This is a genomic window from Vibrio sp. D173a (genome assembly GCF_030248475.1).
Map to the genome: position 1 here is coordinate 1 of NZ_JAHGAH010000051.1, position 23,439 is coordinate 23,439.

The window sequence follows — 23,439 nt, forward strand, 5'->3', positions numbered from 1 at the left end:
AATGAATGAGAAGTCGAGGAACAACGTTTACTTCAAAAGTAAACGGGACTTCAAGGCGGCAATAGACCAATTTTTTACTGTGACTCTTCCAGAGATCGCAGGCTCTTTGGCATCTCGAATTAATGATAATTTTCAGGTTCTCAAGCCTGCATCTTCAAGTTGATTCGGTATATACCCAATGGTAAAGACTTTTACACTATCGATGGTGAAAAAATTCTTGTTGTTTATTATTCCTATTATGGTAAATGTGTGAGTTTGCTATCAGAAGCAACCCTCAGACTGCCTCAAACGCTCTTAGCGAAGATTTTACACACTTGAACAAAGCGGTATGTTTCTATAACGCTTTGTAAGTTTGTGACGTTTTAAGAGCGGTTTGTAGAGCAAAAGTCATCGAGTTTCTTTGAACTAAGAACTGCACTCCGATAACCATTTTTCGTAATTTATGAGCTTTGGGTTTCAGATTTGAGTTATGTTTGGTCAAAACCCATACGACCGAGAGCGTGGCTGTTTTGGCGAAACTAACAATGGGGCATTAATTCGCCCGCACCTTCTAGCTACATATCTCATTTAGCAGTTGTGTAGTATCATTGATGTTTTATTGACCAACCAGACCGCGATGCAACACTTAGCAAAAGACAGGATGAGATGTGAACAAATTACCTAAGCCGACAAAAAAAACAGAAGCAATTTAGTATTAACTCATAAGGGACAGGAATAAAACGGATACCTGAGGAGTTAAACACCATGGCTATCCGCAAACGGATAGAAGAAATAGAGGAACAAAGAGCATGGGATAAGGCGTGGCGTTTATGAGCGCTAGAAACCTCTCAGAGCTTCTCAACACCACACTCCTCATTCACGCTGAAAAACTGAGCAACTTAGACAGAGACATGCTGACAGGCTTTCTCGACCAACTCAATCGCGACCAAGCCTTTTCAGAAAAACAAATGAAACGGTGTCAAAAGTTAGTGCAAAAAACCAACCAAGGCTGTGTCTTTATTCACGACACACCAAGCACCCTATAATAGACCAGACAACGTCACTTTTCGATGTTATCAATCCAACCGCCATCCAGCGTCAATCGACTAAATACTTTGTCCATCAAATCTTTGATTTCGATTTTTTGGGTCCCATCTGGCGCATGATGCTCCGCTGAGCGTTTCGCGTTCGTCAGGCTTTTCATAAAGGTGGCTTCACTGTCCATCACTGTGTGTTTAGCGTTAAAATAGGTGACCTGGTAGGTCGGCATAATATATCCCTTATGTCACAAAGTGCAGATGTCAATATAGCACCGTTTCGTATTCTCGTGCTCAAGTGGATTGAGGCTCTGACTAAAAATTGACTCGACAAGCAACTGATTATCAACGAGTATAAAGATAAAGCGTACATCGTATAATGGCTATTACCTCAGCCTTCCAAGCTGATGATGCGGGTTCGATCCCCGCTGTACGCTCCAATCCCATCAAACTACGCACACTATGACTGAACTTTTTCATCGCCGAACACTCATTAAACAGCTGAACAGCCTACTCGACCCCACTCGCCATGACATGAAGTCAACACCCGATATGTCGTGGGTGTTGCCGATGCTCAGAGACACGTTGTTTGAAGAGACGCTGCGCCTAGCAAACGGTAATCAACGCAAAGCCGCGCAAATGCTCGGCGTGAGTCGTGGCACCTACACTAAACACATCAAGCGCATCACCACGCTGTAAAAGGAGCAGTAGGCGGCTTTCCACATCCTTGTACGTCCCTATGGCTGTACTCAATGTGCTCACTTTAACCCACAGCCTGAAAAGCCGCATCTTGAGTGTAAAAAAGCACCACACACTCAGCAACCCCCTCTCTCACCGGCATCATCAGCTTATTACCTCACTCGCAAAAACCATGGCAGGGAGTGATAACCTTCCCATTAACGTGATGTACATTCCGCCTCTTGTCGCAGTACTTGCCAAATGTCGGGTAACCGATGACCTTGTTTTTGCAAGTGCATGACCATCTGTGATTGGTGGTTTGCATCCTTCGGAAGTTCCACGCCAAACGTCGCCTCTTTACATCGACGCGCTTGTTCGAGGTGGTCGAAGTTCACCGTGAGCCCAAGGTGCATGGCCATCATTCGCGTCAACGCCTTCATGATATCGGCATGGTCATCGATGCGCTGCTGCTCATAAAAAGGAGTAAGATGAACATAAAACTGCGCCGGCTTGACGCTCGTCATTAAACGCTGGCGAACCATTTGCGATGAAGCATTGGGAATACGCTCAAGAATGCGGGCAATACGGCGGCGTAATAAAGCATCGTTACGTGAACTCACGACAATGAAAATAATCGAGACCAGAGGCTTATCTTGCCATATCCTTTCTCGCGCTTGCGCCTGCATTTTTTGATGCGCGTCGTATAATGTTTCTATTCACCATCAACACGATACTGTCATGCCTTATAAACCCATTGATAATTCTTATTTGCTGGCCAGCTTGGATTCACTTTTGACTCACACTCGTGACAGTCACACCGCCAGACCAGATGTGTCTGCGTTGGTGCCGTTTGTACGCGATGTCGCCTTAGAGGAGGTGGTCATTCATTGTCGAGGCAATCAAGCCAAAGCCGCACGCATGCTCGGTATCCACCGCAGCACGCTGCGCACCCATCTGCGTCGTATCCAGCGACAAAAAAGCGCGTGACGAAATAGAGAAGAAAAAGCCAGAGCCGAAAGGCCTCTGGCGGTCACTATGGGGAGTGGTGGAAGCCCGAGTGTCAAAGTAACAACGTAAGTGCTAGGTTCGCTCTGGGATGATGAGCGAATGCGCACCACACCGCATCATTACCGACAACTCCGTTAATATCGTTCACAAAACCGCGTATTGATAAACGGTTTATCATGAGCTTGACAATGACTTGGCCCTCTTTTACCCTAATTTGGTCAAACGTTGAGCACTGGCGCACAGCGTTAAGCACACGGGGTTTACCCCCCCCCTTAAATGGCGTTCTGAAACGTGTCGCGGCTTCTTACTCGATAAGAAGTTGGAATGCATCACTGATAATGCCAGCCTCGGCTGACATTCACCTTCTGCCATCCATAGGGAACCTTTCCTGTGGGCAAGTGTTTCCTGATTTTTTACAGGACAAACACATGGACTCTTCAACCCTACTCGATAACCTGATGTTTTGGGGCATTTTTCTGCCGGCCTTCTGGCTGGTCTGGAAAGGTCACGCACCTCGCCTATGGTTTGGTGCGCATTGGACGCTGTTTCAACGCAACCTCATGCCGATACTGCGCATGACACTGTCGCGTCAGCGACCATAACCACGACCATCGAGTCGAATCACTCACCCACTGGGAGCTTATTCCCAGTGGGATGGCTCCTGTTTTATTTGGAGCCTTATCATGAGTCAACCCACCCCACCGCTTTTTAGTCACTACGTGCGCAGTGAAGCCTTAAATCCTAAGGACTTCATTGACATCACGCCCATAGCAAAGCAAGCGGGCTTTTACTTTCCGTACACGGGCATCAGTCAACACGCCTACTTTCAGGCGATTGATGTCTCCGATGCGATGGTCATCTGCAGCAAAGACGATTTAACCCGTCAACTGCTTAAATTGGCTTGGCGCGCGGCGCGTAAAGTGCCGACGCAGTCGCAAGTAGTGTTTACGGTGTGTCAACCACCGAGCCAACACAACCTGTACGCGAATAGCTCACTCGACCTTGTGGCGAGCATTGAGCACAACAAACAGGGTCAACCGATGCTCATCATCACCACCAAAGAGGAAGTGATGGCGACATCGCAAAATTGACCATAGGAAGCGATGTATTGCCTTCCTTTCACCCATGAGGGGCCACCCTCATTGGGTGCCCCTTTTTTTATTTGGAGCACCCATGCGCTATCAATCGTCCTATGGCCAAGGCAAACTGCAAGAGCTGCAAGACGCCCCTGGCGAATACTACCAACTCACCGAGCCCGTCACCCCAGACGAACTGCTGGATATCGCCAATGCCATGGCGATGGACCGCTTGTCAGCCGGTGTGGCGCTGACCAGCCCAGAGCAGACCAAACGCACCTTAAGTGGCCTATTGCAGGGCATGGAGCGGGAAGTGTTTGGCGTCCTCTTTCTTAATCATCAACATCAGGTGATTGAGTTTGAGGTGCTGTTCTACGGCACCATAAATGCCGCCAGCGTCTATCCCCGAGAAGTAGTGAAACGCGCCCTACTCTGGAATGCGTCGGCGGTCATCTTGTGTCATAACCACCCGAGCTTATCGAGTGAACCCAGTCAGGCCGACAGACGCCTCACCCGGGTCTTGTGTGATGCGCTGGCGCTGATTGATATACGCGTGCTTGACCACTTTGTGGTCGGCGCGACCGTCACCTCGTTTGCAGAGCGTGGCTGGCTATAGCCCGCGCTCTTATCCCTAACCGGAAGGTCTTCCGGTGGGAAGGCCTTTGATTTTTCAGGAGGCCGAATATGGTCCAACTCCCTGGCACCTTAACCATTAAAACCGTCACCGGTCGCTATGGCGACTTTAACGTGGCCACCCTTGATAGCGAGATTGGCAAGTTTGCTATCCGCGATGCAGTGCTCGATGAGTACAACGAAGGCACCTACCAAGGCACCTTTGGGTTAACTCGCATCTACTCGGGCAGCTACCAAACCAGTCATCGCGTGGTGATTGAAACCCGCGCCGAGCTCAGTGGCATTTGGCTGAGTGACTACAAAGAAGAAGCCGTGCCAAGCGACGCGCCGATGGAAGAAGACCCACTCGCCAAAGAGCGCAAAGCGCAGCAGAAACTGGCGGCGCAGCGTGACACGGCATCAGCTTCCCATGGCAACGTGAGTGGCAACAGCAGCGCACAAGACGACCTTGAAAGTTTGTTTGGTGAGCTCTGGCCACTGCCAACGCAGGTCGGCGGCATCGTCAAACTCAACCCAGAAGTGGGCCGTGAGAAAATGGGTCAACAACTGAAATACCTCAAACGTCGCATTCACGACGAGCGAGTGTGGCAGTTCGAACCCAAGGCGCAGCACTGGCTGCGTTTACGTGTCGATGAGGAGGTAAGCTGATGGCGGTGATGCATCCGCGCGTGGCGCACAACTACCTCAAAGATGGCTACTATCCAACGGATGAGACCACCTTAACCTTGATTGCCAAGCAGCTGAGGTTCAAAGCCGGCACACAGCGTTTACTCGACCCGTGCTGCGGTGAAGGTCATGCGCTGGCCAAGCTGGCTGCTGACATTGACGCGCACCCACAAAGTGCGCTTCACACCTATGGTGTGGAGCTCGATGCGGGGCGCGCTGAGAGCGCGAGCCAGTGCCTAGATACGGTGCTGCGCAGCAATGCGTTTGACACCGTGATAGGCGCAGGCAGTCAAAGTCTGCTGTTTTTGAATCCGCCGTATGGCGATGCGGTCAGCGACCAGATAGAAAAGCAGCAACGCGACATGGCAAGACTGGAAGTGCAGTTTATTCAGCGCCTACTTCCGACCCTAAAACGCGACGGCGTATTGGTGTTGGTGGTGCCCTTCCCGTCGCTCACGTCCGCGCTTTGTCGTTACCTGTCACTGCGACTGCGGGAGGTGCAGGTGTTTAAGGCCAGCACCGACCGCTTGATGCAAGTGGGCGAAGGGTTACCCATTCCACCCCACGTCACGACGCAGGCTCAGCTTGAGGTCACGCCAGTCACTGAAGCCCCGTTTCGTTTTGAAATGGTGTGGCCAGAGACAGCGCAGCTTCAAGCTGCGTTTTTGCACCACGGCGGCCTCTGACCCACGTTCGACACGCAATTTAACCAGGCTCGGCACCAACGCGTGCCTAGGCCACTGCGTAAACTTTCCCCCTGGCATTTGTCGCTGTCGCTCGCGGCAGGACAAATCGCCGGCAAGGTAGTCAGCAATGATGGTACGCGAACACTGCTGGTCAAAGGCGGCACCCAAAAAGTGCAGCGAACGGTCACCAGTATCGACGAGCATCAAACCATCACGACCAAGATAGACCAATTTCAGCCGCTCATTCGAGCGATTGAACTCACTCCAGGTGAGCGCTTTGGTCACATCGTGACTATCCAATAACCCCACTTTCATTGGCCCGTCAGGCGCCTTTCCTGACGGGAGAGGCGCCTTATTCTTTTGATAAGGAAACCCAACCATGAACACACCACTGATTGCGCTCGATAACGGACTCTACCTCGACGCGGTGGTCACCACTGCTGACCACAAGGTGCAATTTCTCTCCCTGTGGGGGTGCGATGGCATGATGCAACACTTCTTCGCGGCGCTCACGCTGCCGCTGAGCGAAGGCGGACTGCGCGTCATGACCGTCAAGCGGCCAGATGGAGAAAATCTGGTGATGGACTTTGCTCACGCCAAGGCCCTCACCAAGCGCACCACTCGCCTGCCCAAATACCCCCCGGTCGGCGAATGGGTGCACACCTGGCTCATTCATCCGTCGCTGCTCAAACCTTCGGGTCAGAGCATGACCTTGCTAAGCGCAGCGCCGCTGGCTTGGCTCGATTTATGGCCAACCATCAAGCAGCTTTGCCACTTCCCTTTACTCGAAGACTGGCAAGCCATGCTGCAGCCACAACTTCGAGCGTGCATCAACGTGTTGCCGAGTGTGGGCGTGCACGCCTATCAACTCGATTTGCCGATTGAGCACATCGAAACCTTGGTCAGCAAAGCCATGCAACAAGGCTTACTGCCTGTGACAGAGGGCGCCATGTGATGAGGACAACAGAGATGAATGACACCACGACAGAAACAACCTCACCCCCAGAGCATGACAACGTGTTATCGCTGCATGACTTTATCGACCAGTTCGGTGAGGGGCTACTGGATAACATTGAAGCGGCGCACCCCGCGCGCTATCAAGCGCCGAGTGCGTCACGCACGGCGGTGATGCAATCGCTCAAGCGCGTGCCGTTTGAGGCGCAGGCCGATGCGGTGCAAGCCATCAGTGCCCTACTTCTCGATGACGGCGCCCCGGCGGGCATTCTCAACGGGGAAATGGGGACGGGAAAGTCCATCATGGGTGTGGCCGCCAGTGCCATTGCCTATGATGAAGGCAAAGCCAAGCGCTTCCTACTGCTTTCACCGCCGCATCTGGTGTACAAATGGCGTCGAGAAATTCTCGATTCCGTGCATAACGCCAAGGTGTGGGTACTCAATGGTCCCGATACGCTGCAATCCTTACTCAAGCTAAGAGCGGCCACAGCGCATGACGGACCGGAGTATGTTGTGTTGGGTCGCGTGCGAATGCGCATGGGCTATCACTGGCAGCCTGCGTATCAAACCAAAACCCTCAAACGCGAGCTCGGCCACGATGGCATCCGCGCTCAAACGGCCAATCTGGCGTTTGTGCGCTGCCCGGACTGCGGAAACTTGGTCAAGGATGATGAAGGCGAGTTGATATCACCGAGTCATTTTCCGACTGACCAACAGCTCAACTGCGCGGCATGTGGCTCTGCGTTGTGGACACTCCGACGCCAGCGTCAGAGTGACACCTTGAGCAAAACCGTGTCCCGCGCCCTGCAGACCCTACCGACGATTGGCAAAGTCACCGCCGGTAAGCTGCTCGATAGCTTTGGTGAGCGCATGCTGGCCAAAGCGCTGACCGACAACATTTATGAGTTGGTCAACCTGCTCGATGACGACGGGGAGTTTGTGTTCAGCGAGCGTCAATCTGAGCGCATCGAACGCAAACTGGCCAAAACCCAGTTTGCGTTTGGGCAAGGCGATTACCAGGCAAGCGAGTTCATTAAGCGCTACTTCCCTCGTGGGTTCTTTGACTGGCTCATCATCGATGAAGCTCACGAATATAAGAACGCCGGAGCGGCGCAGGGGCAAGCGATGCAGGTATTAGCCGGCTGCGTGAAACAATGCCTTCTTTTGACCGGCACGCTGATGGGCAGTTATGCGGAAGACCTCTTCTATTTGCTGTGGCGCACCATACCCTCAGTGATGATGCAAGATGGCTATCGCTACCATCGTGGCAAGTTAGGCAGCGCGGCACTGATCTTCTCACAAGAGCACGGCATCATCAAAGAGGTGATGAAAGTCACCGATGAGGCCAACCACAAGACCGCCAAAGGCAAGAGCGTCAAAGTCAGCCAAACCAGAGCGCCCGGTTTTGGTCCGCTCGGCGTGGCGAAGTACGTCCTGCCTTATACGGTGTTTGTCAAACTCAAAGACATGGGAGATGGGATTTTACCGCCTTACCAGGAGCACTTTGAGGAAGTGCCGATGGATGAACAGATGCACATGCACTACAACTCCATGGAGCAAGACTTAACCACACGTCTTCGTCAAGCACTGGCCGCTGGTGACCAAACCTTATTAGGCGTGGCCATGAGCGCGCTGCTGGCATGGCCAGACTGCGCGTTTCGAGAAGAAGTGGTCACGCACCCGCGCAGCAAAGAAACGCTGGCTTACATTCCGGCGCTGTTTGATGCGCCCACACCCACGCCCAAAGAGCAAAGACTCATTGAGCTGGTACTGGCCAACAAACGCAAAGGACGCCGAACCTTGGTGTATACCGTGTACACCGGCAAGCGTGACACCGCGTCGAGACTGAAATCGCTGCTGAGCGACCAAGGCCTCAAATGCGCCGTATTGCGTGCCAGTGTCAAAACCGAAGACCGAGAAGACTGGATATTGGAGCAGGTAGACAGAGGCATTGATGTGCTCACCACCAACCCCGAACTGGTCAAGACCGGACTCGACTTGTTGGAGTTTCCGTCGATTGTGTTCACCAACACCGGCTACAACGTCTATACGCTGATGCAAGCCGCAAGGCGCAGCTGGCGTATCGGTCAACGTGAAGATGTGGACGTGACCTTTTTAGGCTATCAAGGCAGCGCGCAAATGGCGTGCCTGGAATTGATGGCCAAGAAAATCGCGGTCACCCAATCCACCTCTGGCGACATGCCCGATAACGGACTGGATATCCTCAACAGCGATGGCGACAGTGTGGAAGTGGCGTTAGCAAAATCACTGTTACAACAAACTCGTCGTTAACGTTTTGAACCATTAACCCTAACCGGGAGCCTGCCTACCGGTTCGCTCCCTTTTTATTTTGAATACCACTGGAGCAAACGATGCACAACATGAACCACGTATTGACTGAGCTGATGGCCTGGCTCGAAGACAACATGGCCAGCCAAAGTGAGCTGCACTTTGATAACGAAGGACAGATTGACTCAGCGCAGGTTTACCAAGCCTTAGCCATGCAGTTAAGCACGCTACGACCTTGTGAGGCGTTGAAGCAGCATTTAGCGCTGTCTCATGCCTTGCTGGCTCAGACCATGCACTTACTGCGTATCCACCGACCCGATGATGCTGTTCAACCTCGGCTTATCACCTTGATTGAGCGCAAAGCCTCGAACGGGGTGTTTGTCTCGCCGAGTACCCACCCAGAGCCGTATCGAGAGTTTCATTACTACATCGATGTAAGCAACACGCTATGGGCGTTAATGGTGATGGATGAGCAAGAGCGCATCATCGATGCGTACTTGCATCCTGAGCTTTACGCCAATCCCGAAGTGTTTGCGCTTTGTTCGTATCAAACAAGGGAGAAAACATGGTGAACTATTGCATCAACTGCGGAGAAAAGGGCACGTTACGTGCATTTGAGGTTCCAGAAAATGAAGATCCCCCGTTCCTAGAACGCGGAGAGTTTGGAGCAGATAACCGCTATAGCCAGGAGCAGCCTGTCACGATACTAAGGTGTCAGACCTGCCAACACGAGATGATTGATTTATCGTCTTAAGCACAGAGGGGAGGGCAGTCATGTCCTCCCTTCTTTTTTCTCGCAATGACACTCACATTTTCGCGCTTTGACGTCACCAATAACGTCGCACCACGGCATACTACTTCAACCTTAATCACCAAAAAATCAGGAGTCCTATGTTAGTTAAGCAAATCATCGAACTCTCGTCGTTACCTCTTCCTTCGAACTGCAGCAGTTGGCTTAATTATTGGGAAAAGCAGTATGGCGCATTTGCCCGATACTGTGCAGCGGAGCGTTGTGGCCAACCACCTGAGACCATCGCTTACGTTCGTAAGGAAGAGGCGTTCGATAGCTGGGACCCTTGCTACATCGTTCCTCTATGTTCTGAATGCGATATGCAGAGTAAGAAAGCATTCATTGCTTGCCAGAGAAACTTAGCTGTCATCACTTCACTCTAAATCCGTTTACATCGACACGAACCGGCAATCATTAGCTTCCGTTACATTAAGCAAAGCTGAACCAACATCAATCGCCCTTGCGACGACATTCCATCAGCCAGAAAACCATGCACTGAACCAAAGGGTAGGCTGCGCCAAAGGGATAAAAGGGAGCAAGGGAAGGGTTTTCCCAAGGGAAAAGCCCTATCCAGAAAGGGTAAAAGGGAGCTGGCTGCGCCAGTTAAAAGGGGGAGTTTTGCTGCGACAACCCCCATTGTTTTTACGACAAAAATAAAATAAGCCACTGTTTTATATAGACAAAGAAGTATTGTTTCTTTGCTGTGTTTTTTATGATTTTTAATTCAATACTGTTTTTATGTAATCCAGAATTAGCTTTTCTTTTTCTGCCCCAATACGTGAGAACTCAATCTTTAGCTTGTTTCTATCTGGGCTTTGGCTAACTGTGGCATAGCAACCTTTCTTATCAAATAAAGCTAAAGACTCTTTCTTCCAATCTTTATTTTTCTTTTTTACATTCAATGCTTCACTAACAAATGACTTTAAGTTTTCCAAAGTCAGCTTTTGCATATCATCAACAGATAACGAATCAGATGGAAGTTTTACTTCATCAACAAATCGCACCATAACATCTTCAATAACTAATTGGCTTTTCTCAAGCTCACGTTGCAATTTTGCTAACTCTGAGTAATAAGCATTGGGAATGCCCTCGAAGTCAACAAAGACTTTACGTAAAGCGATTGACACATTGTTGGCTGCGATACGCTTTCTTAGTGACTCTCGACCAATAGATAAAGCACTCGCTAGCTCTCCCAGCTTCGCGTTTTTGACATCAATCCCTTTACGCTCAGCAACCTTAAAAAGGTATTGTGCGTGTTCAGGGTAGGACCATCTTTTAACTTCTTGGCTATCATTAATTATCGCTAAAATATCTTCGTCAGTTACATTACCGTGCAGCTCCCAAAGAGGTAAATCAACGCCTGCGTGTAAGCAAGCAAAACGGCGACGACTTGCATCTAGCAGTAACAGCCTATTTGAAGATTGACATCTGATGGCTACGCCCTCTTGATTTACTCCGTTTGTTTTAATGGATGAGTAAATATCACGAACAGCTTCAAGAGTAAGAGCTTCTTGATTTCGAGGGTTTAATGGATGAATTCCTGTTTTAGATTCAATATCTGTACTTAGGACAACAATACGTTTTGCCTTAACCTTGCCGTTTAGAAAAGTTCTTGTATTGTCTGGTATCCCCTTTAATGACGATACTCCGGACTTAGAACCTGATGCTAGTAACTTTGATTTATTTGTATTTCGCATTTGCCAATCTCTCCGTTACTTTGCTGCAATAACTCTAAGGTCGTTGATAAAATTTCTGTATACGTCTTTCACAGATGTATGAGCAGACTCATACTGTAACGAAGTGCAAGTACTCTCTGTCTTACGGATATCAAAAATTGTCCGGTTCATACTTGCAGCTTCTAAGAATAACGGGCTGTGCTTAATTGGCATGGTAAACATATCACTGCCAACTGTTCTCAGTAATCGCTCAAAAGTTTTCTTCTCTTGGCGATTGTTTTCGCTGTAATTAACAGGAAGCACTCGAAGCCATTTAATTTTCTCCCCTTTCGATGGCAATGACTGAAGAACGTCAGCAAGCGTCAACATGAAAGAGGTTGTACTAGCGTAGTCATAAGTTCTTGGCGTAACAGGAGTAATGATCATATCAGCCGCTTCAGCAGCAGCCCAGGTAATAGGGGAGTTCTGTGGCGGAAGGTCCAAGTAAATGATGTCATATTCTTCTTGAAGTATTGGCAATATTTTGAGTGCAAAGTGCGTCAACAATTGCTCTCTTTTTTCTTTATCATTCATTTCCCAGTACAGATCAGTAAACTTTTCATCGGTAGGAAACGCAGTGACAACATCTAAGTTTGGAATATGAGTTGAGAAAGGGGCAGCTCGAACAATATCTTCAAATGAGTTTCCATTTTCTAGTAACTGAGCGACTTCACCATCAGGCTCGTGCTCTGCACAAACCAAATCAGCAACAGTTAAAAACAGCTCATCTTGCTCATTTTGAACACTAATAATACCTCTGGCCGCCGACCCCTGAGGATCGAGGTCGACGATGCACACATTAGCATTCAAATCTAAATCTAATGCGGTAGCGACTGCTAATGTAACTGTAGTAGTTGATTTACCTGTACCACCTTTATAGTTTTTGACAGCAACAACCGTTGGATTGTAATGATCAGAAAACTTCTCAAAGCCATAATGCTCCATGAGTTGATGGATCTGATCAAGTGTAAACAGATGGGATCGGTTGTGGAAAATAGGCTCAGTAATAACCCCATCCTCAATAGCTTGGCTAATTCGCTTCAGATAGGTTGCTTTAGAAAGGCGAAAAATATCCTCACCCAGAGAGGTCTTTGTTATTGCGTGGTTATAGACAAGGCGATTTACACCATCAGGTAAATCTTCATCTGTAACACTAACCTGTGTGCTTTCTAACAATGCTTCCTTTAGTGAAGCATTGTCTGCATTCATACTTTCGCCAATTCTTTGGATTTGTTCAATGATCCCCACAATGAAGCTCCTTAATTCATCTAAGCTTTCAGTACTTTAATTTAAACCTATACCATTTTCAATCATTTCAACCAAAAAATGGTATAGTTGATTATTGTGGGTATATAAATTCCACTTCTGAACAAAAAACAGCCATAGCCATAAGGAAATTGCTCATTCTGTGAGCAGGTGGGAATTTCATAGAATTGTGTGTGGTGTATTGCTGTAGCGAAGACGGTTTATGTTGCATATATAAAACACAAAAAAGTTTGCTTGAAGGAGAAAAGCAAACTTTTTTGTATCGTATTAGATGTATCGTTTCTTAGTAACCTTTTTTATTATTCATTTTTTCAAGCTCAGCTAGTTTAGCTAAAAATGACTTGTCATCTTCAGCAAGTTCTTGCTCTGAATGGTTTTCTCTTTCAGCTAAAGCTCTCTCAACAGTAAAAGCACGTTCTTCTTCATCAATAGAGCGATAGGAATGTGCTAACAAAGTTAACTCTTCATCAGTAAGTGGTGTATCAGTGGTTAAACGCTGCGTCTCTAGCTTTGTAATTGTCCGTTTGGCTTCATCAAAACACAGAACTTCAATAGGGTTCGTTGGTGCAATCCATCGATACAAAAATTCAATGGCATAGATATGACGTCCGTGTTTATGTAGCTTCATTCCAAGACCATCTTCAGATTCTTGAAACAAGATCTCCTTCCGTGTTTTAGGGTCAGAGCTCAGCTCTTCAATGCTATCTTTTAAACAGCGAGAGATAAAAACACTCGTGTTTTTGAATGAGCTTTTATTCTCTTTTAACGCACCATTTTCGTTCAAAAGCCCCATAAAAGCTTTTAGATCCTCAATATCAATGGGCTTCAATCGGGTACCATTAGTTTTGAAGCGCGAGAGCATCTCATACAATCTCTTTGTGTATTCCCTCTTAAGCCCAAGAAAACTCTTGGTATTAATCAGAGAGAACCCTTGATTGTACTCAATATACTCCCTAGACAGGGCGTCATTTGGGATTAAAGTCAGCACTCTATCCTTGTAGATGACCTTCTTGAATAGGGGGGTGAACTCAAACTCTGTGTCTCCCAGCTTGTCGACAACAATACCAATCTTTCTAGAAGATAAACGGCTGACAACCTGCTTCAACTGAGAGCCAATAGCCCTATTATTGAGCCCTAACCACTCAGATAATTGACTTGCTGTAAATTTATACTCCGGCGTTTGGTCATCCCAATCTTCAGGTTTCATGTTTGCAACCATAAGCCCAAAAATGTTTGCTTCTCGGGCAGTTAAGTCCTGCTGTGAGAAAACTAGCTCATGACCTTTCTTTATATGCTTTGGTAAATGTCTTGGATTCTTACTCATATCGAACAGATTTGTTTGCTAAAGCAAACTTTTTAGGACAGATGATTGGATTATAATGTCACATGGAGAGGAAAAAGCAAACAAACATGTAAAGTGTGAGGTAAAGCATACAGATTTGTTTGCTTGAGGAAAACAATCCAGTAAAAAGCAAACAAAAATGATCGAATACAAGAAAGAATTGTAGGCTAAGCAAACAAAAGTGTAATAGAGTGGCTAAGATTTTGTTTTATTAGCAAACAAAGATGATCCAAGAGCAAACAAAAGTGATCTTAAAGCAAAGAAATACGATCTTAAAGCAAATAAAAAAGATCTTAAAGGTGCTTTAATTCCTTTTAAAACAATCAGTTGCCCCTCCTATAGTCTTTTAATTGATAGAAATAGATCAAATAGAAATTAATAGTAAAAATAGATCGAGATAGTCAATGTGGATAAGTGGAAAATCAGAGATTTACACACTTACCCACATCCATGGCTACGCCAAACAAGTTTTTTAACTTTTTCAAAGATCTATCTGTCAACGCTCTGGCTTGTACAGTCACTAGTCTAAGAAAGCATTTTTTTCAGATATTGCAACAATACAATGTGGTTAGAGGGGATGCTGTCGATTAGTTGTTTCAATTCTTTCTTAATGATATCAGCCTGTTGTAGCTCTCCTTCATCAAGGATTTCGTGATCGCCAAGCAAAGAAGATGTGGTTGTATTAAAAATAAGTGATAGCTTTCTTAGATTCTCTCGACTAACAGAACCTTTCTTAAGCCAAGCTTGAACTGTTTGCCTCGTAACACCCATTTCCCTCGCAAGTTCAGATTTAGACATCCCTCTATTTTTTAGATGTAAAATTAAGTTCGCTGTTAGTGCTGAATTCTCTTTATCCACGATGTCACTCTCTTACGTTCTTACCAAGAATGATACAAGGTGCTTGACCTTTCCATAATGCAGGTTTTAGTTTACATTGTAAGTTTTAAACTGCTCTTTAAAAACTAGCCCACCCAGCAATGCTGACAACACCGCTGCAGAACTGGCACAGAATTTAGTGCGCGCATCCCACTGCGCACTAAATAAGCGAGCCCCTTTGCTCTGGGGCTCGCTTTCTTCCTTTGGATTACAAATGTTTTGTGACATATAGCCACACTTTGAAACATTTATGAAATATTGAGGGAACTTAATTTTGCAGGGAAATAAAACAGTAACATTCTGATTAAACAACACTTTGCATGGTAAAGTGATTAAAAAGACAGCAAAAATACTAAGGTTATATGTAAATGTTTGATTATTTCATTGTTTTGCCGCAATCGTTACCCTTCTTGCCAATCATAAAAAAAGAGTTTCACTACAACTAAAACACATATTACGTAGTGAAGCACAACGCAGTAATGGCAAGGCTCTTTAACAATCTAGGTTTGTTCTCGCGAATAGTATGGCCAACGTGAGGCAGAGGCTCTGGCTTAATCTCCCAATAGAGGAGTGAACCCTCTCCACACGGCAGCAGCGACAGATGTCTCATTTTTCCACTGAGGAAAAACCAAGGGGTTGATCTCTTTGGTCAACTTTTATACCGTAATAGACGCCTGCCATCAGCGCAGCCAAGCACACGGGGGTTACCCCCCTTAAATGGCGTTCTGAAACGTGTCGCGGCTTCTTATTGAATAAGAGGTTGGAATGCATTACTTAACTGCCCTTAGCCTACCTTGTAGCGCTTTGGTGCTATCAAAACCACGAGCCTTGCGCTCGTTATGCTTCACCATGATGCGGCTTCGGCTCGCGGTGACGCTCACCAATTCAGACAGAGAACAAGGCCGCCTTGCGCCTTGGTTTTTCCGTTTCTGTCACTCAACTTTTCATTTCGCGCATCCATGGGTTCAAACCTAGAGGTTGGTGTCTTTGCCTCCTAAGAAAACAGGTTTATGGGCTCTGTTTTTCTGCGACGAAATGCTTATAATGCTGTATGCATATACAGTATTGGTGGTTTTCGATGGTACAACAGGTGGTACAGGATGTTTCAATCTCTTCAGCGGTTCATTGCATGGCTTTACGATGAACCTCACATTGTTTCTTCTTCTGCCTCTGCAGCGCGCGGCGCTCCAGAGGGTTTTGTGCTGCCTGCGACACGGGCGGAGCTGGAAAACGACGCGATCATTTTGGACAAGCTGCGCGTCTTAAAACGCAGCGGCCTTGCGCTGCCGTTTGAGGTATGGCAAGCATTTGTGGTCGATACCGTCATCAATTACGCGCTCTGGTGCCAAGACCTGCCCGCTTCACAAAACTACCATCACACCGGCAAGCGTGGCTTGCTGCTGCACAGTTTGGACGTGGCGATTTACGCCATGCGCCTGCGTCGCAACGCCATTTTGCCGCCAAACACCCCTCCCGAAGACGTGATACACCGTGAAATCGTGTGGGTGTATGGCGTGTTCTTGTGCGCGCTGCTGCACGACTCCGGCAAAATCATGGATGTGGACATCGAACTGCATCAAGGCGGGGGGGGGCATCGTGCGCTGGACGCCGGTGATGGGCCCCATCACCTTACCGTATCGCGCCAAGTACCACCCAGCACGTCAGTACAGCACCCACCAATACACCGGGCATACGTTGCTCAGCCAACTGCTTAGCGCCGACGCCATGCTCGCCATATCGAGCGACAAAGCGTTGTACCACACCATGATGGAAAGCCTGTCCGGCCACAGCAATCCCGACAATGTGATTGAGCAGATTGTCACGCAAGCCGATGCGGCCAGCGTGGCACAGGATTTAGGTGCAGACAAAGCCGGCATCAATCTGGCGGCAGAAAAAGCGCGCGGCGCGACACTGACCCTAGCGGGTCAGCTTAAGCTGACGTTATCGCACCTATTGCAAAGCGGCGCGCTCCCGCTGAATAAAAAAGGCGCGGAAGGGTTTGTTGAGGGGGAATGGCTCTATCTAATGAGCAAACCCATTGCGGAGCGTTTGCGCACCGCGCTGCTTGAGCGCGGCATCACCGCCGTGCCGTCAGACAATTCCCGTTTGTTTAACGAGTTGCAACAGCACCAGCTTATTCGCCCTAACGCCGATGACATGGCGATATGGAAATGTGAGGTGCTGCTGTCGGAGTTTGATTGGCGTCAGACCTTCACCTTTGTCTGCGTGCATTGGCCAACGTTCGCCCCAGAGGCGGAGTTCGATAGCCTGGTTGGACACATTTTACCCGTGCAAGACGGCGAGTCCGCTCTGCCTGAGCCAAACGCAGAGCCCCAAATCACCAATCCCACAGGCGCTTCGGCTGATGAACCAAGCTCCGAAGCGCAATCCGACCGCTTGCCGAGTGCTGAGACGCGGCCACCGGCATCGCCCATCAGTGATGACTTGATGGCATTCATGGCGCCGTTGGCCGCGCCAGTGGCTGAAACGGTCGAGGAGGCAGCCGACGCGACGTCGTTGGACGAAAACTCGACGCCAGCATTGATGCCTTCTAGCGACGCCGTAGACACCGCTTTAGAGGCGCTGACTCAAGCGCCGTCTACCTCTGACTCAGAGATGACGACCGACGCCGAGAAAGCGCCTCACATCTTGCTTCAACAGATTGATTTACGAGAAACCCGAGGCGAGGCCTTGGGGATGGCGTTCTACGACTGGGTGGAGGCGGTGCTGAACGGCGGCGTGCATCCCGTCAATCGCCAAGGTGCGCTGTTTCATCGAGTCGAACAAGGTTTGTTTGTGGTCTCACCGGGTGCGTTTCGCACTTTCATCAGTGAGCGCTGCCAGTACGGCAAGCCCAACAGTTACAGCGAAGTGCAACAAGGGTTGCAACCACTTGGCCGTCACATCGTCGCCGCCAGCGGTCGCAATGTGCACAAAGCCCGCATCAAAGATTCAAGCCAAAGCCTCAACGGCTTTTTGTTCCCGTTGACCCCAGAGTGGGAGACGCGCTACGCGCTCAACCCACATGTAATGTTGGAGGATGTATGAGTATTGCAAAGGATGCACTCACCAGTGAAGTGTGCCATGTCGTGATCACCAAGCTGGCTTATCTGGCGGGCTCTGGGCAAGAAGCGCTCCTGAGAGAGGCGGGGGGTCAGTGATGCGCAGATCTCAAAGTTAGAAAAACTCTCTTATCGCGAGCTTGATGCGTGGATAAGAAAGAACAAAGGCGAGCTAGATATCAGTCCGTTTATGCAAGCGATCTTTCCTGAATCCAATATACCACCAGAGTGGAAAGCCTTTTTGCAGCACGGGGCGAACAACAAGATGATGAAGCATTATTTTGGAGCCAGAGCGGAAGAGTGCAGTGCTTGGCGGGAGCGTTTAACCATTGAACCCGTCTTTCGAGCCATAAGCATCGCACACAAGCAGCACAGTGCCGTGTGTAAAGCGCTGATGGCACAGGGGGATTACCGACACATCAGCGCTGACGCACTGCTGGAAGTGGCAAAGACGCATCGAGTCAGTTTGTGTGCGCTGTGGAAAGAGTTAGAAAAGTGGGATGAAGAGCATGAGCAATAAATCAAGCAACAAAAATAAAATGGGTGGGCTGGTTGCCAGCGCCGAAGTACAGCTGCACAGCGTCGAAACCGTTAAGTTATGGAACCCAAGCAAAAAGAGCAAAGCGCCTGGGGTGGGGCTGTTTTTTAAACGTGCGTCGGTATTGGAGTACGCGGCTCGCCGCGATGATCCGTATGCCGATTTTGCGTTGCTGGAAATCGAGCGCGCGATGAACGACGCATTTGCCGTGTGCCAACAGGCGCTGCAGGCCTTGCCGGCGCGATTGAGTTCGCGCGTGCAATACCACGAGGCGCTGTCGCGCGCCCCCGTGACCAAAACCATTTCACTCAAAAGCCGTTTTGGTTGGCGTTTGGTGGCGCTGCTGGAGCAGTTTGATATTGCGATGGTGCAAATGAGCGATGCGTATTTCAAAGCGCAGCTGACCCGTCCTGAGTTTGAGGCGCGCCGCCAAGCGTGCATTCAAGCGCTTCGCAAGGTGATATCTGACAGTGTGGTATTGCAGCACTCAGGGGTGACGCGGCAAGACATGGCGGCCAACAACGCCAAAGCGCAAGCGGCGCAGGCGAAGTTAGGGGCTATCCCGTTTGAAGTGCTGGAAGGCGTTGAGCGCGCTGAATTTGCCCCGGACATCAGAGGATAGTCGATGAGCCAGCGTTCCTTTAAGACCCGCAAGCGCAAGCGTCAACACGCGAGCAAGCAAGTGCGGCGAGAGAGAGGCAAAAAAGCCCAAGCTTCAACCCGTTCAAAGGCGTCGACGGCCGCGCGAGAGCGCATCACGGTATGTGTGAAAGCCCCGCGTCCAGAGTCGGAAGAAGCGAGCATGAACTCCGCTCAAAAGTATCAGCAAACGTTGCGTAAACTCGGCGCGCAAATGCAGCAATTGGTCGAAGAGGATGAAGACTTCTTTGTGCCTGGGTTTACCCCTTCGCGTGTGACGGTCGATAAATATGGTCAGGTTAAACACCGACTGGTGAAGATGTCGGCGTATTTTCAGCAAGTATTGACCATGTGTGAAAACTTAGTATACAACCCAGCCGTGTTACCTGGATTGGCGGCTTATTGTCCTGGCATGAAGCGCAAAGACGTACGAACCTACACCGCGCAAGTGTTGGCGGTGTTGCTTTGTTCGAGTGAGTTCGAAGGCGGTCGAATTGGTTACCTGCAGGTTGGGGCGGAAATGAACCCCAAATCGCATCGTGAACTCATGAAAGAATATTTACTGCGCTTTGGGCAAGAGATTAATGAAGAGACGTGGTATGCGGCTTATGGCCGATTGAAAAAGGCGGGCTACATTCAAGACATGAAAGTGACGTTGCCTATTGACCTTCCTCGTGAAGGTCAAGAACAGCTCACGCTTATTCGCAGCGCCGCGGCCTACAAACAATTCACTCCGCGATTTTTTGAGCACTTTAAAGTGACCCGATTTGAAAACGTGAAGGCGTTGATACAAACGGGGATCGCCAAGCAGAAAGCGCAAGGCTACGGCTTTAAGTGGGTGAGTTACAGCATTCTTGCGAAAGGGATACGAGACCGTATTCAAGCGCAATTTCTCAATGAGTTGATCAACGACACGTCACCCGTCGTTGGGACTCACACTTCTCCAGATATCCCAATACCTTATTAAGATTATTTTTCGTTATGCCTCTTCGCTGAGGTCGATATCGCACGTCGGTGCTTTTTCTTATCGCTAAACGCTATAAATCGACTCAGTTATTGCCACTCTCGTTATAGGTATATGGCGTTTTTTCGTCGTGACGGAGAAAAAATCGGTCTGATTTTTCTTTTTTATCCACAGAGAAGTTGGGGTTAGACAATTTGGATACCCAGAGAGGTTACACGCCGGGGCAGTTATTGACCTTAATAGAAAATAAAAGATCATAATAGAGTAAGGCGCTTTGCTTCGCTGCGCTTTACCATGCACCCTCCCATTCCCAGCATGTCCACCCTCGTCTAAACCCATCCGTTCCTATCGCTGGGAATGGCCCCCAACAGCCAGCCTTTGCTCTGGAAGCGAAGATAAGATTTCAACACTGGCTGGCTGCGCTGAACCTTTCTTTTGTCATCCGACAGGAAGCCACCGCGCATGACGCATGAATCCTTGTTATCTTACTCGCTACGCTCGCGCATTCTAGCAGGGCGAAGGGGCAAGATTTAAGCCAAAGTGACTGACATCCCTTTCTTATTTGCTGACATTGCGGAGGTCAATATTTTTTCGCTGCGCTCATTCTGTATGTCGTCGCACGGCTCCTCCCTGCGTGGTATTCGTTGGCATTTCTCTCACGTTTGACTCGGTTCACTTTGGTGGGTGAATGCCGCTTGTGTTATTAAAGACGTTCTATCTCGGAGAGGGTTATGGATGGAAGCGTTCATCACGGTACTTTTGGTGTTCGTGGGGTATTGGCTTGTCGATCGCTGGTGTTTGTATCAAGAGAGACGCGATGCCTTGAAAAAAGAGCAGGATGACCCGACATCCTAACTATGCTATCAGTGACATAGTTAATCAGAAGGTTTGACCATGCTCTACAAAACGTTTAAGCGTTGGTGGCGGTTGTACTTTACGATAAAGGTGAGCTCTGCTATCGACTACACCGAAGGAAAACAAGGAGACCGACGTTATCACTGGTTTCACGTTGGGGTGGATAAGCGTCCGCTCGGTGATGATTATGTCATGTCTCGGCTGATCTTGGTCTTGCCATGGGTGGCCTTTGGCGTGGGGATTGTCCCCGAAGATGCAGCGATGCGCCACTTTCGTGAAGAAGTCTCGCGCTTTAATAAGGACGTGATATAACGAGGCCGCCCATCAAAAAGCAATAAGGTTGAAAACATGCACACCGACAATGAGCCACCCATGAAAAATCTTGCCGGAAATGAGGCCATGCTGTTTCTTTTTCGCTTTGAATGTCGAGAAAGTGGGATCAGTTTTGTCCTCAATGAAGGGATTGCTGAGGACATGTACGTTGATATCAGCGCGCGATTACAGTTGCTGCGCTATCGGTCGCGATGTCAGGGTAACACTATCATGGACGGACATATCTTGCTCGATGGCGACTGTGAACTCATGCTCTTCCCGGGATTAGGGCAGGTCATCCAAGGCGCGGAGAAGCGCGCATTGTTTGACGATGCCCGCACCATTGCGCAGCAGCTCTTGACCGTCATGGAGCGCAGAGAGCAAGAGTATGAAAAAGGCGACGCCCCTGCGGCGGCGTTTCCGCTGTCAAAGCTGCTTGCTTCCATCCCCCACGCGGGTCTGGAAGCTTTAGGTCAACAAAAACGGCGATGCGATGCTTCGCTTAAGCCGGACATCACACCGACGCCGTTATCGCCTGACGACCTCCCTGAAGGCGTACAGGCTACCATGAGTTACGATCATCGAGGGTATTGCCTAGGCTTTAGCCATCGAACGCTCGGCTACCTCGGAAAACTGGTGGTTCATGAGGTGGACGGGGAGACCGTGCTGGCCGCAGAGCTGTTTAATGACGACATGATCTGTCTCGAGTCTAAGCAGGCGGTGATGGAGGCCATCTTAGCCACTATCACCGCTCGATTTGAGGTCAAAGGCACGCTAAACCAAGAGGATTTCCAATGAAACTGAGCGCGATTAAAGCCGGCGACAACGTGACTTGGGTGGTCAAAAGTGACTACAGTGATGAATTTCGCGTGTTAGATATTTACCCGCATACCACTTTGCGAGACGAGCAAGGCGAACCGGTTAAGATGGCGAGGTTAACGCCGCTGAATATTGAGCGCTTTACGGCTCTGATGATGGACGAGCCATTGCCGGCGGGGGAGCGCATCAACATCGAGGTGCCGCTGGTCATGTTATTACCAGTACTCACGCGCAGCGTGCATTGAGGTTAAGATGAACCTACAACTTCACCATTTAGCCTTGCATCAGCTTACCCTGCAAGCTCAAGGCGAGCTGCATCTGCAGCTTCGCAGCGCGCCGCTGGACAGCGACGCGCATTCGGAGCAACTGGCCGCGCTGCTGCATCAACATTTTATCCACAAACCCGGCAAAGGCTATGGTTTGTTCCAACCGAGCAGTGAGGTGCACGCGGGGTTGCTGTCCTATCAGCAAGGCCATCACACGTTTCATGACTTTTCTTGTGACTGCGCCACCAAGTTGCATCAAGAGCTGGTGAAATACCCGTTCGCCGATGAAGGCGTCTTAGTCATGGCGCACTATCAACACCTGGCCACCGAGTACCTGTTCATCGGTTTGTTGCCGATACAGCAAAGCCTTAAGGTGACCGGGTCGCTCGATATCAGTGCGACGGATTATCTCGAACTCAAGAACATTACCATCGCGGCGTGCATTAATTTATCGGATAAAGCGTATCACCCAGAAAGCGACCGTTACCTGACGTACATCAAAGGTAGAGTGGGGCGTGGCGTGTCGGATTTTTTCCTCGATTTTTTGCAAGCGGAAGTGGGGCTGGATGTCAAAGCGCAGAACCAGGTGCTTTTGCAGGCGGTGGAAGATTTTTGCGCCGACCATCAATTAGACAGGCATGAGTCTCACCAGTATCGACAGCAGGTGTTTGACCACTGCAGCGCGCAGCTCAAAGCCGGCGATGAAGTGGTGATACGTGAGCTCTCCAATGCGCTGCCTGTCAGTGTGGATGGCCAGAACTTCGAAGCGTTTGCTGAGCATCAAGGTTATGAGCTCGATGCGCAGTTTCCGGTGCAGCGCAGCACGCTCAAGCCGTTAACCAAGTTTGTCGGCAGTGGCGGTGGGGTGTCGCTGACCTTTGATGCGCCGCTGCTCAATGAACGGATTTTTTACGATCCTGACACCGACACGCTGACCATGAAAGGCGTGCCACCGAATCTGCGTGAGCAGCTGGTGCGCCGTGGCTAAG

The 23,439-nt window shown here is 49.2% G+C and carries 28 protein-coding genes, 1 tRNA gene and 1 pseudogene; 24 read left to right on the forward strand and 6 right to left on the reverse strand.

Going from position 1 to position 23,439, the window contains the following annotated elements; genetic code table 11:
• Together KIV40_RS06290 and KIV40_RS06295 are read left to right on the forward strand one after the other, a co-directional pair.
• Window positions 1-163 (forward strand): annotated as a pseudogene (locus KIV40_RS06290) (IS630 family transposase); the annotation flags it as partial.
• A gap of 646 nt (window positions 164-809) precedes the next feature.
• Entirely contained in the window at window positions 810-1,025 is a 216-nt protein-coding gene (locus KIV40_RS06295) for a hypothetical protein (protein ID WP_285348293.1), read from the forward strand.
• A 14-nt stretch (window positions 1,026-1,039) separates the two neighbouring features.
• Here the strand turns inward: KIV40_RS06295 and KIV40_RS06300 are convergent, their stop codons facing one another.
• Window positions 1,040-1,249 (reverse strand): hypothetical protein, encoded by a 210-nt coding sequence (locus tag KIV40_RS06300; protein WP_285348294.1) that lies wholly within the window; start codon window positions 1,247-1,249, stop codon window positions 1,040-1,042.
• Window positions 1,250-1,381: 132 nt separating this feature from the next.
• On the opposite strand from KIV40_RS06300, the gene KIV40_RS06305 reads away from it, so the two are divergent.
• Window positions 1,382-1,456 (forward strand) — tRNA-Gly (locus KIV40_RS06305).
• 22 nt (window positions 1,457-1,478) lie between these two features.
• Window positions 1,479-1,715 (forward strand): helix-turn-helix domain-containing protein, encoded by a 237-nt coding sequence (locus KIV40_RS06310; RefSeq protein ID WP_038876124.1) that lies wholly within the window; start codon window positions 1,479-1,481, stop codon window positions 1,713-1,715.
• Window positions 1,716-1,912: 197 nt separating this feature from the next.
• On the opposite strand, the gene KIV40_RS06315 is transcribed toward KIV40_RS06310, so the two are convergent.
• Complete coding sequence (locus tag KIV40_RS06315; protein WP_285348297.1) at window positions 1,913-2,380, reverse strand: hypothetical protein; 468 nt, start codon at window positions 2,378-2,380, stop codon at window positions 1,913-1,915.
• 52 nt (window positions 2,381-2,432) lie between these two features.
• Here KIV40_RS06315 and KIV40_RS06320 point away from each other — a divergent pair, with 52 nt between their 5' ends.
• The 11 genes from KIV40_RS06320 to KIV40_RS06370 all read left to right on the forward strand — a co-directional run bounded on the left by KIV40_RS06320 (window position 2,433) and on the right by KIV40_RS06370 (window position 10,179).
• Window positions 2,433-2,681: a helix-turn-helix domain-containing protein gene (locus KIV40_RS06320; RefSeq protein ID WP_285348299.1), complete on the forward strand. Its 249-nt coding sequence runs from the start codon at window positions 2,433-2,435 to the stop codon at window positions 2,679-2,681.
• 209 nt (window positions 2,682-2,890) lie between these two features.
• The gene (locus KIV40_RS06325) at window positions 2,891-3,304 is read left to right on the forward strand and encodes a hypothetical protein (RefSeq protein ID WP_285348300.1); all 414 of its coding nucleotides are present in this window, start codon (window positions 2,891-2,893) and stop codon (window positions 3,302-3,304) included.
• A gap of 81 nt (window positions 3,305-3,385) precedes the next feature.
• A complete protein-coding gene (locus KIV40_RS06330; RefSeq protein WP_285348301.1) occupies window positions 3,386-3,793 on the forward strand; it encodes a hypothetical protein in 408 nt (135 codons plus the stop codon).
• Window positions 3,794-3,875: 82 nt separating this feature from the next.
• Complete coding sequence (locus KIV40_RS06335) at window positions 3,876-4,394, forward strand: JAB domain-containing protein (protein ID WP_285348302.1); 519 nt, start codon at window positions 3,876-3,878, stop codon at window positions 4,392-4,394.
• Between the two features lie 68 nt (window positions 4,395-4,462).
• Entirely contained in the window at window positions 4,463-5,059 is a 597-nt protein-coding gene (locus tag KIV40_RS06340) for a DUF3275 family protein (RefSeq protein WP_285348303.1), read from the forward strand.
• The gene (locus KIV40_RS06345) at window positions 5,059-5,763 is read left to right on the forward strand and encodes a DUF6094 domain-containing protein (protein WP_285348304.1); all 705 of its coding nucleotides are present in this window, start codon (window positions 5,059-5,061) and stop codon (window positions 5,761-5,763) included. The genes KIV40_RS06340 and KIV40_RS06345 overlap by 1 nt, the downstream gene beginning before the upstream one ends.
• A gap of 42 nt (window positions 5,764-5,805) precedes the next feature.
• Window positions 5,806-6,066, forward strand: a complete 261-nt coding sequence (locus tag KIV40_RS06350; RefSeq protein ID WP_285348305.1) for a hypothetical protein — start codon at window positions 5,806-5,808, stop codon at window positions 6,064-6,066.
• 76 nt (window positions 6,067-6,142) lie between these two features.
• Window positions 6,143-6,718, forward strand: a complete 576-nt coding sequence (locus KIV40_RS06355; RefSeq protein ID WP_285348307.1) for a hypothetical protein — start codon at window positions 6,143-6,145, stop codon at window positions 6,716-6,718.
• Window positions 6,719-6,732: 14 nt separating this feature from the next.
• Window positions 6,733-9,009: a helicase-related protein gene (locus tag KIV40_RS06360; protein WP_285348309.1), complete on the forward strand. Its 2,277-nt coding sequence runs from the start codon at window positions 6,733-6,735 to the stop codon at window positions 9,007-9,009.
• Window positions 9,010-9,089: 80 nt separating this feature from the next.
• Window positions 9,090-9,578 (forward strand): hypothetical protein, encoded by a 489-nt coding sequence (locus tag KIV40_RS06365; protein WP_285348311.1) that lies wholly within the window; start codon window positions 9,090-9,092, stop codon window positions 9,576-9,578.
• A 319-nt stretch (window positions 9,579-9,897) separates the two neighbouring features.
• Window positions 9,898-10,179, forward strand: a complete 282-nt coding sequence (locus tag KIV40_RS06370) for a hypothetical protein (RefSeq protein WP_285348312.1) — start codon at window positions 9,898-9,900, stop codon at window positions 10,177-10,179.
• A 336-nt stretch (window positions 10,180-10,515) separates the two neighbouring features.
• On the opposite strand, the gene KIV40_RS06375 is transcribed toward KIV40_RS06370, so the two are convergent.
• From KIV40_RS06375 to KIV40_RS06390, 4 genes are all read right to left on the reverse strand, one after another.
• Window positions 10,516-11,493 (reverse strand): ParB family protein, encoded by a 978-nt coding sequence (locus KIV40_RS06375; protein ID WP_285348314.1) that lies wholly within the window; start codon window positions 11,491-11,493, stop codon window positions 10,516-10,518.
• Between the two features lie 15 nt (window positions 11,494-11,508).
• Window positions 11,509-12,759 carry a ParA family protein gene (locus tag KIV40_RS06380; protein WP_285348315.1) on the reverse strand — a complete coding sequence of 417 codons (1,251 nt, stop codon included), beginning with the start codon at window positions 12,757-12,759 and terminating at the stop codon, window positions 11,509-11,511.
• A gap of 301 nt (window positions 12,760-13,060) precedes the next feature.
• A complete protein-coding gene (locus KIV40_RS06385) occupies window positions 13,061-14,101 on the reverse strand; it encodes a replication initiation protein (protein ID WP_285348316.1) in 1,041 nt (346 codons plus the stop codon).
• 543 nt (window positions 14,102-14,644) lie between these two features.
• Window positions 14,645-14,977 carry a helix-turn-helix transcriptional regulator gene (locus tag KIV40_RS06390; protein WP_285348317.1) on the reverse strand — a complete coding sequence of 111 codons (333 nt, stop codon included), beginning with the start codon at window positions 14,975-14,977 and terminating at the stop codon, window positions 14,645-14,647.
• A gap of 1,118 nt (window positions 14,978-16,095) precedes the next feature.
• Between KIV40_RS06390 and KIV40_RS06395 the strand changes: the two genes are divergently transcribed.
• The 9 genes from KIV40_RS06395 (at window position 16,096) to yejK (ending at window position 23,438) form a co-directional block, all read left to right on the forward strand.
• On the forward strand, window positions 16,096-16,710 hold the full coding sequence (locus tag KIV40_RS06395; protein ID WP_285348318.1) for a TraI domain-containing protein: 615 nt from the start codon (window positions 16,096-16,098) through the stop codon (window positions 16,708-16,710).
• On the forward strand, window positions 16,610-18,043 hold the full coding sequence (locus KIV40_RS06400) for a TraI domain-containing protein (RefSeq protein WP_285348319.1): 1,434 nt from the start codon (window positions 16,610-16,612) through the stop codon (window positions 18,041-18,043). Before KIV40_RS06395 ends, KIV40_RS06400 begins: the two co-directional genes overlap by 101 nt.
• Window positions 18,044-18,247: 204 nt before the next feature.
• Window positions 18,248-18,577: a hypothetical protein gene (locus KIV40_RS06405; protein WP_375164810.1), complete on the forward strand. Its 330-nt coding sequence runs from the start codon at window positions 18,248-18,250 to the stop codon at window positions 18,575-18,577.
• Entirely contained in the window at window positions 18,567-19,217 is a 651-nt protein-coding gene (locus KIV40_RS06410; RefSeq protein WP_285348320.1) for a PFL_4669 family integrating conjugative element protein, read from the forward strand. Before KIV40_RS06405 ends, KIV40_RS06410 begins: the two co-directional genes overlap by 11 nt.
• Before the next feature lie 3 nt (window positions 19,218-19,220).
• Window positions 19,221-20,201 carry a hypothetical protein gene (locus KIV40_RS06415; RefSeq protein ID WP_285348321.1) on the forward strand — a complete coding sequence of 327 codons (981 nt, stop codon included), beginning with the start codon at window positions 19,221-19,223 and terminating at the stop codon, window positions 20,199-20,201.
• 891 nt (window positions 20,202-21,092) lie between these two features.
• Window positions 21,093-21,365: a hypothetical protein gene (locus KIV40_RS06420; RefSeq protein ID WP_285348323.1), complete on the forward strand. Its 273-nt coding sequence runs from the start codon at window positions 21,093-21,095 to the stop codon at window positions 21,363-21,365.
• 60 nt (window positions 21,366-21,425) lie between these two features.
• Complete coding sequence (locus tag KIV40_RS06425) at window positions 21,426-22,163, forward strand: hypothetical protein (RefSeq protein WP_285348325.1); 738 nt, start codon at window positions 21,426-21,428, stop codon at window positions 22,161-22,163.
• Complete coding sequence (locus KIV40_RS06430) at window positions 22,160-22,429, forward strand: hypothetical protein (RefSeq protein WP_285348327.1); 270 nt, start codon at window positions 22,160-22,162, stop codon at window positions 22,427-22,429. The genes KIV40_RS06425 and KIV40_RS06430 overlap by 4 nt, the downstream gene beginning before the upstream one ends.
• A 7-nt stretch (window positions 22,430-22,436) precedes the next feature.
• The gene (gene yejK / locus KIV40_RS06435) at window positions 22,437-23,438 is read left to right on the forward strand and encodes a nucleoid-associated protein YejK (protein ID WP_285348328.1); all 1,002 of its coding nucleotides are present in this window, start codon (window positions 22,437-22,439) and stop codon (window positions 23,436-23,438) included.
• The last annotated feature ends 1 nt before the right edge of the window (window position 23,439 follow it).

Coding starts and splice junctions, on each gene's coding strand:
- KIV40_RS06415 (WP_285348321.1), top strand. CDS start 19,221: ATGAGCCAGCGTTCCTTTAAGACCCGCAAGCGCAAGCGTCAACACGCG.
- KIV40_RS06345 (WP_285348304.1), top strand. CDS start 5,059: ATGGCGGTGATGCATCCGCGCGTGGCGCACAACTACCTCAAAGATGGC.
- KIV40_RS06370 (WP_285348312.1), top strand. CDS start 9,898: ATGTTAGTTAAGCAAATCATCGAACTCTCGTCGTTACCTCTTCCTTCG.
- KIV40_RS06430 (WP_285348327.1), top strand. CDS start 22,160: ATGAAACTGAGCGCGATTAAAGCCGGCGACAACGTGACTTGGGTGGTC.
- KIV40_RS06365 (WP_285348311.1), top strand. CDS start 9,090: ATGCACAACATGAACCACGTATTGACTGAGCTGATGGCCTGGCTCGAA.
- KIV40_RS06330 (WP_285348301.1), top strand. CDS start 3,386: ATGAGTCAACCCACCCCACCGCTTTTTAGTCACTACGTGCGCAGTGAA.
- KIV40_RS06300 (WP_285348294.1), bottom strand. CDS start 1,249: ATGCCGACCTACCAGGTCACCTATTTTAACGCTAAACACACAGTGATG.
- KIV40_RS06400 (WP_285348319.1), top strand. CDS start 16,610: ATGGGCCCCATCACCTTACCGTATCGCGCCAAGTACCACCCAGCACGT.
- KIV40_RS06325 (WP_285348300.1), top strand. CDS start 2,891: ATGACTTGGCCCTCTTTTACCCTAATTTGGTCAAACGTTGAGCACTGG.
- KIV40_RS06360 (WP_285348309.1), top strand. CDS start 6,733: ATGAATGACACCACGACAGAAACAACCTCACCCCCAGAGCATGACAAC.
- KIV40_RS06295 (WP_285348293.1), top strand. CDS start 810: ATGAGCGCTAGAAACCTCTCAGAGCTTCTCAACACCACACTCCTCATT.
- KIV40_RS06395 (WP_285348318.1), top strand. CDS start 16,096: ATGTTTCAATCTCTTCAGCGGTTCATTGCATGGCTTTACGATGAACCT.
- KIV40_RS06340 (WP_285348303.1), top strand. CDS start 4,463: ATGGTCCAACTCCCTGGCACCTTAACCATTAAAACCGTCACCGGTCGC.
- KIV40_RS06405 (WP_375164810.1), top strand. CDS start 18,248: ATGCAAGCGATCTTTCCTGAATCCAATATACCACCAGAGTGGAAAGCC.
- KIV40_RS06425 (WP_285348325.1), top strand. CDS start 21,426: ATGAAAAATCTTGCCGGAAATGAGGCCATGCTGTTTCTTTTTCGCTTT.
- KIV40_RS06335 (WP_285348302.1), top strand. CDS start 3,876: ATGCGCTATCAATCGTCCTATGGCCAAGGCAAACTGCAAGAGCTGCAA.
- KIV40_RS06315 (WP_285348297.1), bottom strand. CDS start 2,380: ATGCAGGCGCAAGCGCGAGAAAGGATATGGCAAGATAAGCCTCTGGTC.
- KIV40_RS06320 (WP_285348299.1), top strand. CDS start 2,433: ATGCCTTATAAACCCATTGATAATTCTTATTTGCTGGCCAGCTTGGAT.
- KIV40_RS06420 (WP_285348323.1), top strand. CDS start 21,093: ATGCTCTACAAAACGTTTAAGCGTTGGTGGCGGTTGTACTTTACGATA.
- KIV40_RS06355 (WP_285348307.1), top strand. CDS start 6,143: ATGAACACACCACTGATTGCGCTCGATAACGGACTCTACCTCGACGCG.
- KIV40_RS06410 (WP_285348320.1), top strand. CDS start 18,567: ATGAGCAATAAATCAAGCAACAAAAATAAAATGGGTGGGCTGGTTGCC.
- yejK (WP_285348328.1), top strand. CDS start 22,437: ATGAACCTACAACTTCACCATTTAGCCTTGCATCAGCTTACCCTGCAA.
- KIV40_RS06375 (WP_285348314.1), bottom strand. CDS start 11,493: ATGCGAAATACAAATAAATCAAAGTTACTAGCATCAGGTTCTAAGTCC.
- KIV40_RS06310 (WP_038876124.1), top strand. CDS start 1,479: ATGACTGAACTTTTTCATCGCCGAACACTCATTAAACAGCTGAACAGC.
- KIV40_RS06385 (WP_285348316.1), bottom strand. CDS start 14,101: ATGAGTAAGAATCCAAGACATTTACCAAAGCATATAAAGAAAGGTCAT.